At 31.3% G+C, this 662-nt stretch carries 1 protein-coding gene; it reads right to left on the bottom strand.

Going from position 1 to position 662, the window contains the following annotated elements; all coding sequences use genetic code 11:
* On the bottom strand, positions 1–662 hold a 662-nt coding region (locus tag V4762_RS10010; protein ID WP_347315633.1), incomplete at both ends, for an Rpn family recombination-promoting nuclease/putative transposase.

Genomic DNA, 662 nt, shown 5'->3' with positions numbered 1-662 from the left:
CATTTGCAACATAAATAAAGTATATCAAAAACTCGTCTAAATCTAAATCTTTTACGATATACAGTATTTCAGAGTATTTCTCTAAGTCTTTACCGATAAATATGAATTTAAGCAACAACAGTGCAGTTAAAAGATATATATTATTTATGCTAAGGCGCAATTTTTCTTCTTCGATCTTATTTGTGTCTATCAGGATATACTTAAAAGCAGGCAAATAATCTTTATAGATGTGCTTTTCTTCAAATAGATCTGAGAAATCTATCGGTTTATCCCAATTCGTTTTTCCATGATAGAAAACCACTGGAATAATTGGCTCTAATGGTCTTTTGTTTTTTATATCCTCTTCCCATATTGCAAGCATATATGAGAGTATCTGGATATTACTAAAGCTTCCTGTTTCTGATTTGTGCTCCAGGAGATAATACACCTGGACTGAACTGGTCTTTGTCTGAAATCTAAAAGCTATGTCTAAATTAAACCTCTTATACTTCTTTGAAATCTTTTCTGTGTTTATAGGTTTTATTGTATTAAGGTCCAGTTGTTCTAAAATCTCTTTTGGCAAGCTGAACTCTACAAAGCTCTTTGCATTCTCAATATTTGAGGCTATCTGTTTAAAGAACTTATCGTGTATCTGGTGTATGTCGTCCATAAATTGATTTAAA

The organism is Thermodesulfobium sp. 4217-1 (genome assembly GCF_039822205.1).
Taxonomy (GTDB): domain Bacteria; phylum Thermodesulfobiota; class Thermodesulfobiia; order Thermodesulfobiales; family Thermodesulfobiaceae; genus Thermodesulfobium.
This window is presented reverse-complemented; position numbering and strand designations above follow the sequence as displayed.